General features: G+C 41.9%; 10 protein-coding genes. 5 read left to right on the forward strand and 5 right to left on the reverse strand.

Translation table 11 applies throughout. From position 1 onward, the window contains the following. Positions 1-463: 463 nt before the first annotated feature. On the reverse strand, positions 464-1,165 hold the full coding sequence (gene gloB / locus ACYQ2O_RS07895; protein ID WP_459796371.1) for a hydroxyacylglutathione hydrolase: 702 nt from the start codon (positions 1,163-1,165) through the stop codon (positions 464-466). Between the two features lie 175 nt (positions 1,166-1,340). Between gloB and ACYQ2O_RS07900 the strand changes: the two genes are divergently transcribed. Both ACYQ2O_RS07900 and fabV read left to right on the forward strand, forming a co-directional pair. Then, positions 1,341-1,670, forward strand: coding sequence for a hypothetical protein (locus tag ACYQ2O_RS07900; protein ID WP_346025414.1), 330 nt, complete (start codon positions 1,341-1,343; stop codon positions 1,668-1,670). 296 nt (positions 1,671-1,966) lie between these two features. After that, positions 1,967-3,160 carry an enoyl-ACP reductase FabV gene (gene fabV, locus ACYQ2O_RS07905; protein ID WP_459796372.1) on the forward strand — a complete coding sequence of 398 codons (1,194 nt, stop codon included), beginning with the start codon at positions 1,967-1,969 and terminating at the stop codon, positions 3,158-3,160. Between the two features lie 152 nt (positions 3,161-3,312). On the opposite strand, the gene ACYQ2O_RS07910 is transcribed toward fabV, so the two are convergent. From ACYQ2O_RS07910 to ACYQ2O_RS07920, 3 genes are all read right to left on the reverse strand, one after another. Continuing rightward, positions 3,313-3,621 carry an MGMT family protein gene (locus tag ACYQ2O_RS07910; RefSeq protein ID WP_459796373.1) on the reverse strand — a complete coding sequence of 103 codons (309 nt, stop codon included), beginning with the start codon at positions 3,619-3,621 and terminating at the stop codon, positions 3,313-3,315. Positions 3,622-3,728: 107 nt separating this feature from the next. Next, positions 3,729-5,126, reverse strand: coding sequence for an ATP-binding protein (locus tag ACYQ2O_RS07915; RefSeq protein WP_459796374.1), 1,398 nt, complete (start codon positions 5,124-5,126; stop codon positions 3,729-3,731). A 230-nt stretch (positions 5,127-5,356) separates the two neighbouring features. Next, positions 5,357-6,862 (reverse strand): DEAD/DEAH box helicase, encoded by a 1,506-nt coding sequence (locus tag ACYQ2O_RS07920; protein ID WP_459796378.1) that lies wholly within the window; start codon positions 6,860-6,862, stop codon positions 5,357-5,359. Between the two features lie 324 nt (positions 6,863-7,186). On the opposite strand from ACYQ2O_RS07920, the gene ACYQ2O_RS07925 reads away from it, so the two are divergent. From ACYQ2O_RS07925 to gloA, 3 genes are all read left to right on the forward strand, one after another. Then, the gene (locus ACYQ2O_RS07925; protein ID WP_346025412.1) at positions 7,187-8,176 is read left to right on the forward strand and encodes a polyprenyl synthetase family protein; all 990 of its coding nucleotides are present in this window, start codon (positions 7,187-7,189) and stop codon (positions 8,174-8,176) included. A gap of 14 nt (positions 8,177-8,190) precedes the next feature. Then, positions 8,191-9,099 (forward strand): UbiA family prenyltransferase, encoded by a 909-nt coding sequence (locus tag ACYQ2O_RS07930; RefSeq protein ID WP_346025411.1) that lies wholly within the window; start codon positions 8,191-8,193, stop codon positions 9,097-9,099. Positions 9,100-9,306: 207 nt separating this feature from the next. Continuing rightward, positions 9,307-9,687 carry a lactoylglutathione lyase gene (gene gloA / locus ACYQ2O_RS07935; protein WP_459796376.1) on the forward strand — a complete coding sequence of 127 codons (381 nt, stop codon included), beginning with the start codon at positions 9,307-9,309 and terminating at the stop codon, positions 9,685-9,687. Between the two features lie 112 nt (positions 9,688-9,799). Here gloA and ACYQ2O_RS07940 read toward each other — a convergent pair. Beyond that, positions 9,800-10,432: hypothetical protein (locus ACYQ2O_RS07940; RefSeq protein WP_459796377.1), on the reverse strand; the 633-nt coding region annotated here is incomplete at its 5' end.

The raw sequence follows: 10,432 nt of genomic DNA on the forward strand, positions 1-10,432 counted from the left end.
CCAAAAGTTATTCTAGAAAAAGTAGACGCATACCAAAAAGAAAATGGACTGCCTACAAGAACGGCAGCTATCCTTGAACTAATAAGAAAAGGTCTTGAGAAATAACTTCAAGCTATCGCTTGACCGAAATTCATCTCCCACTTTCACTGGTGCTTCGTACCCATACGTTTAGAAGTGGGAGACTTCTTTCGGAATTACGTTAAAGATTTATCCTGACCATTCTGATATTATAAACAAACTAGCCTACGACACCTTACCTGAATAGGGGGGTGTCATAGGCTAGTTTTTCAAATCAACTATATCATTTGCGGGGAATCGGGCTCGAGCTGCAAGGATTCAACATTTTCACAATTATAATATACTTCCCCCTAACCCCGTATCATAAGTCCGAAAAATATTAGCCCCTTTTTTACCTCTTCAGTTAAAAAATCACACTTTCGTCACCATCTTGGAGTTAATTCCGTTAAAACTCATCACGTGCGTTTCGTAGACTAATAAAGTCTTCAAGTGTCTCCGCCTTGAGAAACAGGTTAATAGCCTTCTCTTTTTCAATGGTAGACGGCAAAGTCGGTTTATCCTGTTCTCTCATCTCCTCAACTTTTTTAAGCGCATCCGTAATCGTCTGATTATCGGGCTGAACCGACTGAGCAAATGTCAGATTCGTCTGAGTGTATTCATGACCCGCATACACTAGAGTATCGTCATCGAGCTCGTTAAATTTCTGCAGCGCCTCATATTGTGCTTCATAATCTCCAGTAAAGACTCGTCCGCACCCTCCGGAAAACAGAGCATCTCCACAGAACAGGGCTCCTTCTGTCAGATAACTGATGTGCTCATAAGTATGTCCTGCCGTTTTCATCACCTTGAGTGACTGATTCAACAATGTAAATGTGTCCCCATCTTTGACAATATGATCAGCCAGCTGCTTCGTTTCTACTGGCCCATATACCGGTGTTCCAGGGTAGTCTTCAAGAACAGCTTTTAACCCGCCGATATGGTCATTATGCTCGTGAGTTAAAATAATCGCATGCAGGACTAATTCCTTATCTTTCAGATGTTTGATGACGCCTTCAGATTCTCCAGGATCTACAACGACTGCCTCTTGACCCTCTTCGATCACCCAAATATAGTTATCAGAAAATGCTTTAACTGGATAAATATGCATGTGAATCGCTCCTTTTTATATTATTCTATAACCTTACCTTATGATTTTATTTTATTTTTCATGACAGTCCTTACGTTTTTAGAAATAATTTAGAAATAATGTCATAACAGAGGTATTTTTTTCTATCTACTTAGATTATACTATAAGCAAATCAGCGATGAGGAGGATATTCCTTATGTCTCAAGAATTTGCATATGAGTGGTTAAATGTTGCCAGTCTATTTTTCGGACTGTTAGCCTGGGCCCTTCCAGCTTATCAAATCGTCCGACCGATCAGACGAACTTACAATCAGTCGCTACTTGTTCTGAGCAGTTTTGCCTTTTGTACTGCCGCCTTATGGTTACATCTCCTCTACAACAATCACCTGGTCCAGATTCAGGATTGGGGAGCCTTACTTGATACCAGCTCCGTACTGACTTGGGTAGCCGGCATTCTTCTACTTGTCACCATTGTACTCAACATCTTCAGTATCAGATCTTATGCTCAACTGAGAGTGAAGAAGTAAAGTCAGGTCCTCCCTCTTTTAGTGAACAAAATCTCGAAAAAAACAATACCTAAAGACAGACCTCTTTTATATAAAGTTAATCCTTTACCAGTTTAGTTAGTGTGATTATAGCACTTCATGAGACACAAGTAAGTATACAATAGGATTCTCTGTCCATTGTTACTCCCTTCCTGTCTTTTTGTCACTATATAAGCATCGTCTCGCAATCATAATCTCCAGGTTCATTAATGTGCGTTTCTCTCAGCTTCTTTTTTCTGATATTATATCTCTATAATAAGTTTTGGGGGTAAAAAAAAATGAATTTCAAACAGAATATCCGGGGGAATGTGGCCTTAGGAGTCAATCCACTAGGGTGCAAGCAAGAAGTATTGAACCAGATCGACTACGTGAAGAGTAAAGGGCACTACGATGCACCTAAAAAGGTCTTGATTATCGGGGCTTCTTCTAGCTACGGACTGGCTACCCGAATCAGTCTGGCATTTGGAGCTGGAGCAGATACGATCGGTGTCTCATTTGAAAAAGGCCCTAAGAGCGAACGTAATCTGGGAACAGCAGGCTGGTACAACAACATCGCTTTCCGCGAAGCAGCAGAAAAAGAAGGACTGGTAGCCAAGAACTTCGTAACCGACGCCTTCAGTCACGATGCTAAGCAGGAAGTCATCGACTATATTAAAAACGAGTTCGGCGGAAAAGTCGACCTTGTGGTCTACAGCCTCGCTAGCGGACGTCGCACCGATCCGGATACTGGTGAAACTTACACCTCTTCAATTAAAGCTATTGGAGATCAGGTAGTCGGACCAAACATCAACATGCAGAAAGAAGAATTCTTCACAGATACTCTGGAGCCTGCAACTGAACAGGAAATAGCAGACACTGTGAAAGTTATGGGTGGCGAAGACTGGGAACTATGGATGAAGGCGCTCAAAGAAGCTGATGTCTTGTCCGATGGTGTACTGACGACCAATTATTCATACTTAGGTACAGAACTGAATCGTCCTTATTACGGCGGAGGTACACTCGGACAGGCAAAAGCGGACTGTGACGTCAAAGCAGACAACATCAACAAGCTCCTGGCAGATATCAACGGAAAAGCTCAAATCGTTGTTGCAACAGCTGTCACCACAAAAGCCAGCTCAGTCATTCCATTCTTCATCGTCTACTGTATCGGCCTGTACAAAGTGATGTCTGAAAAAGGCACGCACGAAACACCGATCATGCATCAGGACAGGATCTACCGTGACATGATATACGGAGACAACCCTGAATACGATGACGAAGGTCGTCTGCGACCGGACAGCTGGGAACTAGACAAAGACACTCAGGCTGAAACAAAAGAACTGATTATGAAACTGAACGAAGATAACTTCAATACCGACATGACTGCTTATGACTTATTCTATAAAGAATTTTCAAACCTAAGTGGTTTCATGGTCGATAATTATATCGAAGAAGACATCACCATCGACGAACTGAAGTCCTGGGAATACTAGTTTAAAAGCTGTAAAAAAAGGGTACGACATCACTGTCATACCCTTTTTCTACTGCTTATATCGCTTCTACAGATCCTTTTGGTCTTCCTTACTTTATTTCCTTATTATAAGGCTATGTGCCATCCTCTTCTTCTCCCTTATACTAAGTTCATTTAGATCCGCCACTGACAGACTTTGATGTCCACGTGGGTCTCGTTTTTCATTGGAACATGTTCTGCCTCAAGCAAGCCTCTCTGCTCGCCCCAGCCAGGTGCCAGCCTTCCCGCATGATTGACTACTCTGTGGCAAGGATAGCTCCCGTAAAATTCTGCCATGCTTAAGACCCGACCCACCAGACGAGCGTTCCGTTCTCTTCCGATCAGTTTGGCAATCTGGCCATATGTCGCCACTTTACCGAATGGGATTTCTTCTACGACAGATAGGATTTCATAAATTAAATCTTCATCTAAGGTCTTTGACACGGCTATCCCTCGCTATCATAGTCCATATTTTTATACATCTTCTTATGAGCTGGACGCTAAATAGAAACAGTTTATTACTATTTTAAACTAAGTTTATGAGTTTATTCTTAAAGAAGATACATCTTTTCCAGATCAATCAGTCTAATAGCCTCAGAAACTTTTGACTCATTAAGTAGTGCATCCGAAAACCCGGATTTTGAAAACAGCATGTAATACTTTTTATCTTGTGAGAATAATCTAGCTTTATCTTTCAGTTCTTTCAATGTAGATTGACCGAGCAGCTGATTTCGCCACTTGCATTCTCCAACTATAATATCGTCGTCACCGATTGCGACCAAATCAATCTCTTCCTGCTGTCTTTTAATCGGATTGTTCCCCCACCAGATTCCATATTCCTTTACATAGAAAGGAATTTGCTGTGATTGTATTAGATGTTCAACATATTCTTGTGCCATCTGCTCGAAAGAAAACCCCATAAAATCAGATAGCCCCTCTTTTACTCTTTTCTGATAGATCGCTTCTGCCTGTCTTAATTCAATCGCTTGAATATTTGGCCTAACAAGCTGATGCCAGAACCGATACATGCCATCAATAATCACATAAATTGATTTTCTTCCTTCTTTTTCGCCTACTGGTGTTCTTTTTTCAACAATACCCAACTCTATAAGAGACTTAAGATAAATACTAAGAGATCCACTTGACTGGGCCGTTTTCGTAGCAATTTCATTATGTCGCGTAGCTCCATTGGCAATTGCGGATAAAATATCATTGTACACTTTAGGCTCCCTTAATTCCTGCTGAAGCAGATTAGCCGGTTCCTCATAAAGCCTGCTTCTCGGTGTAAAATACAGATTGATTATATTGTCTTTCAAGGATATATTGGGATCGATAAAAGACAAATACTCAGCAACCCCACCGGTTATAGCGAACAAAATCGCCGCTTCTTCGTAACTGAAGGTGGAGAGAAATGACCTGCTCTCTATATAAGTAAATGGTTTTATTTTATACTGAGCTGTTCGTCGACCATATAATGGGCTCTTGTATCCTAAGACCTGGTTTTCCATAAACGACATGGATGATCCGCATAGAATCAGCATTAACTGGGAATCAGTTCTATACCTGTCAATAACTGCTTGAAGTTCAGAGGAAACCGAGGCTTCGGCGCTTGCCAGATATGGATACTCATCTATGACAAAAATTACTCTTTTTTCACGAGATTCCTCAAATAAGAACGTAAAGGCTTCCGACAAATTCCTGAAGCTAGGTAAGTTTTTTGGAAATCCCGTTGCCTGATAAATAGCTTCTGATAATCTTTCTAAATTGTAGGAAAGCGAAGATTCAATACCAATAAAGTACCCGGCATTGTTCTTCTTGTCTATAAATTGATTGATCAGCGTGGTCTTTCCTACTCGACGTCTGCCATACATGACCGTTAACTCAAACTGATTTGAGTTATATTGCGCTTCAAGTTCGCCTAATTCATAGCGTCTACCAATAAAATCCATTTGAGACCCACCTCCTATTCTAATTATATCAGAAAATTCAAAATTAGCAATATTACGATTATGTAAATCATGATATTGCTAATTTTTGTTCTGATGAAAATTAAAAAAGTTGACAGAAGAGCTGTTTACTAACTCTTCTATCAACTAGTTATTTTTTATTCTATAATATGATCGAAAGATACACTCAAGCCTAGCCCTAACAACCTTTCCTTTACTAATAAACCTGCACATTACTTGCGCGCTTTGTGGACTTTCAGCGTCTTGCCTTTAACAGTCCGGTCCTGCATTTGGGAAATGACGTAAGGTCCTTTTCCGTTCATGATTTCAACATATGTCACATTTTCCTGAATCGTGATGATGCCGATATCTTCGGCCGATACATCTCTGATGCTGGTCAGTGTCCCAACAAAATCAACGGCACGCAGCTTTTTCTTCTTGCCGCCATTGAAGTAGACCTTAGTGATGTCTTTATTCAGTTCTTTGTTGCGGGCGATTTTCGGTTTGACTCGTGCGTTTATTTTCTTGTCAAAGGCTGCTTTCGATCGGGAGACTAGACGTTCACTAGGCGCGAAAATTTCTGTCAGCTCCTGGCCATCATTGAAAGCGAAGTCGAGAATATCTTGCCAGCGTCTCTGGTCCTGTTCACTGACCATGGTCAATGCCAGTCCTCTTCTGCCAGCTCGACCTGTTCGACCCGTCCGGTGCGTATAGCTCTCTTTTTCAAAAGGCACATCATAATTAACGACATGTGTCACATTGTCGATGTCGATTCCACGAGCAGCTACGTCAGTCGCCACTAAATAACGGAGTTTCCCAGAGCGGAAGTCATCCATGACGGCCAAGCGGTCATCTTGATCCATACCGCCATGCAGCTTATCGATGGGTAAACCAGCTTTGTTTAAATAATTTTCAACATCGTCAGCCATATCTTTGGTGTTACAAAAGATAATGCAGGCGTCGGGATTTTCTACAGTCAATAGATCCATCAGCTGTCTCTGCTTACCTGCTTCTTCCACGTTGATATAGGAATGCAGAATTTTCGGCGTATTCTGTTCAGAAGCCTCGATTTTGACAGATTTCCGGTCGTCACGCATGTAAAAACTGGCCAACCTGTTGACTTCGTCTGACATCGTTGCGGAAAACAGCATTGTCTGGCGTTCCTGCGGCAAGTGTCCAATAATATCCTCCACCTGATCGATGAAGCCCATGTTGAGCATTTCATCTGCTTCGTCTAGAACGATACTGCTGACTTTGTCGACGACCAGAGTCCCTTCTTTCAAGTGTTCCAATAAGCGCCCCGGCGTACCGACTACGATATGACTTTTCTGCTTCAGTTCGGACTTCTGCGTTTTGAAGGGGGCCTTACCAAATACGGCTGTGACCTTTATCCGCTTCAACCGGCCGACATTCATCAGATCCTCCTTGACCTGCAGAGCCAGCTCGCGGGTCGGAACCATGATCAGTGCCTGAGGCTTATTCTCTTCCCACTCTGCCTGTTCACACAGGGGAATGCCGAAAGCGACAGTCTTGCCGCTCCCTGTCTGAGATTCCACGATAATGTCTTTACTCTCTAATGCCAACGGAACGACCGCTTCCTGCACCGCCGTCGGGTTGAAGTAGCGCAGACTTGTCAGTGCTTTTACTATCTCGGGACTGATCCCGAATGATTCGAATGATGTCTTGATTTTATATTCCTGCTTTCTTTTTCTTTGCTGAATGCAAACAGCATCTTTCAGCTTGGTGACTTTTCTAAATAAATACAGACTCTCTTAATAGAGCCTTCTGAAGTTTACAGTCTACCATTATAGGCCACATGAATAAATACTTTTATTGCCTATGGAATGATTATCTGTTTAAACACTCTGTTATCAATTAACAAGAAGACCTCTATCTGGAAACAGATTACAACTGGTATATTATTCCTCCATCTTCACACAATTTTCAATAAGTTGCCGGATGTTTTTATGCACGATTTCCTGGAATTTCGTATATACTTAATAAGTAACACTTGTTAGCATTAAAATGAACCAACGCCTCATTGGTTAACGAAGGAGAGCGGTATGATTAAAACTCATCCATTGTGGGACACTTATCCTACTATTCAAGCCTCTTTACTGGAATGTCTTGAACTGATTATAGAAAAAATCACCATTGAAAATAAGGAAATCGAAAAAACGGTCACGTCTCTCATAAAGAGTCAAGGAAAATTACTTAGACCCGCTTACCTTCTGCTTTTTTCACAATCAGGTTCTGTTTCAAAAGATACACATAAAAAAATCATAGCGGCCGCTGCCTCGACAGAAGTCCTGCATTTAGCCACGCTCATTCATGACGACATCATAGACGAGTCAGACACGCGTCGCGGAAGTGAGACGGTCCAGTCCAAGCACGGTCAGGACGTGGCTGTTTATACAGGGGATTTGCTGATTTCGGTGTATTTCGAACTGCTGGCAGAGGCAACGGACTCCATCGATCTTATTCAGCTGAATGCACAGTCGATGAAGCGTGTTCTGATGGGTGAGCTTAATCAGATGTCCCATGTCTACAATACAGACATCACCTATACAGATTATCTCGAAAGCATTAAAGGCAAGACCGCTCAACTATTTGAACTGAGCTGTTATGAAGGAGCCTATCTTGGCCGATCTGATCCTGAGAGTATAGAGCTCAGCCGGTCGATCGGTCAGGATATCGGCATCGCTTTTCAGATGCTGGATGATATTCTGGATTACACGCAGACTTCAGAAAAGCTCTCGAAACCTGTTTTAAACGACGTCAAACAAGGCATCTACACCCTCCCGCTCATTTTAGGATTAGAGAGCAACAAAGAAGCCTTTCTTCCTCTATTAGAAAAAGGTGAAGACCTGTCGGACAAGGAACTGGACTCACTGGTCACTTTGCTGCATGATCATGACTGCATCGAACGGGCCCACCTTACTGCAAAGCATTACATTGATAAAGCTCTGGCATCCATCAACAGCCTTCCAGATCATTCTGGAAAAGATGTCCTGTATTCATTGACCAAGACCCTACTGACAAGAGAAGATTAGAAAAGGAGAGTATTATGACAGTCAAACAATATATTGTTCTTTCCCAATTGGAAACCTCTACAACCAGCCTCTTTCCTGCCCTTATCGGTATCCTGTATGCCTGGTACAATTACGACAGCTTACGTCCGTTCTTTTCACTTCTGGGCCTGATTACAGTCATCGTTTTTCACATGGCCGTCAACATTCGTGACAGCTACTTAGATTACTATATTGCAGATAACAAGAACTCAGACATTACTCAGGAAATGGTCGTAGGTAAAGAAAATATCCCGCTTAACAATGTCCGGATCGCCTATATTATTTCCGGAGCAGTCGCCTTAGTCATTGGCTTGTTCTTAGCGCTTCAGACCTCGCCTATCTTGTTCTTTATCGGCTTTGGGGGAATGCTGATCGGTGCGCTCTATACCTTCGGGCCTATTCCCATTTCCAGTACACCTACTGGGGAATTCTTCGTCGGCTTATCTATGGGCTTTTGTATCTTTACAGCCATGGTTTACGTCAACGCCTTTGACGTCGTTCAATTCGACCTGGTCACGATCGGCCAGTTCATCGTCGCATCCGTTCCTACATCGATTACAGTCATGGCCATCTTACTGGCCAATAACATCTGCGACCTGGAAGAAGATATTGAAGATAACCGGTTCACCCTGCCTTATCATATCGGCGTAGACAAAGCGCTGACGGTCTACAGATATTTTTACTACGCTGCTTATATTTCGATCATTTTATCCGTCATTTTTGGGACCTTCCCAAGGTTAGTGGCATTGTCCTTATTGACTTTCCCATACGTCCTGAAAAATATTCGTATCTTCATGAAGGAACAAGACAAACAGACCACCTTTATGACATCGATCATCAATTCAGCCGTCATACCCGTTCCAATCATCATCACCTTCTTCATAGGCGCCTGGTTGAATATTTAAGTCTTTAATTACCCAATAAAAAATCAGTGATGCTCTGAGGGTATGTTCCTTCAGTACTCATCACTGATTTTTTTTTAGAATATAATGGCTCCCTAGGCTGACTTATCCTGCATGATCGAGTTGTTGCATCCAATCAGTTAGTTCAAAAATGCGTAGTGGCCTTATTCATGATAGAATAAAGATAAGACATTATTGGAGGATGATACTATGAACCAAGAACTCGTTGAAATTTGCCTGCGCGTCAGAGACATTGATGCGACGCTGGACTTCTATACAAATCTATTTGATTTTGAAATAGCCAGCCGAAGAGAATTTCCAGAAAACAAATTCGATTTAATTTATCTGAAATCTCCCGGTTCTTCCGTACAGATCGAGCTGACTTACAATTACGATGCGGATCCTTACACAGTCGGAGACGGCTTCAGTCACCTAGGCGTAAGAGTCGATGATCTGGAAAAAATGCACGACATTTGTAAAGCATCTGCTTACAAAACAGGTGAGCTAAAAGGCCTATCAGGCGGCACACCAAGCTACTTCTTCGTAACGGATCCTGATGGTTACCGTATTGAAGTTAAACGCGCTAAATAATACTAAGAAACGGCATGTTTTCATCACGAATGATGAACATGCCGTTTCTTTATGTGAAAACACTCAGATTGTAATAGAATTACTGTGACTAATTATGATTTTCGGCACCCCTTCATTCTAAAACATACACATAAAAAGGAAAAACATAACCAGAATTAATGATTCGATAGATACCGTTATTGAAGTCAGTATCATACTGGTCAATGCTAGTGAAGGTATGCGTGAGAGGCTGATCCGATGTCACTCTAACTTCAGCATCCTCTTGTCCGTAAGGCACGTTATCGATTGCTTCCCACTCTTCATCATTGTAGTACTCAATAACATAATGCGTGCTCCCCAAGACTAACTCTTCTCCTTCTTCAACCTCTACATACAGCTCTAACTGGTTGTCCGATGTGCCAGTTTCCGTATCGCCTTCGACAATGACCTCGAAAGCTATATTCTCCGGATTTACTAGGTCATCCGAATGAGTAAATTCTGCTTCATTATGAGATTCAAGAAAGTCCACATAATCTATACTATTAATTACTCTAGGAGCATCATTAATCAAACTTGAGTCATCTTCCCTTGCATTGTTTGTGTCGTCATTAGTCGTGCACGCAGTTAACACAATTAGTAACTCAAGTTTTGCAGTTAAAAAATAGCCTTTGACCCTTGGTGTCATTGACTTGGTACCGATTATTATGCCGCTTTTGATATTTGATTCAGCTGATTTTCTTTTAAAAATGGCTTGAAGAGTTCCGGT

It is taken from the genome of Alkalibacterium sp. m-11, assembly GCF_054658155.1.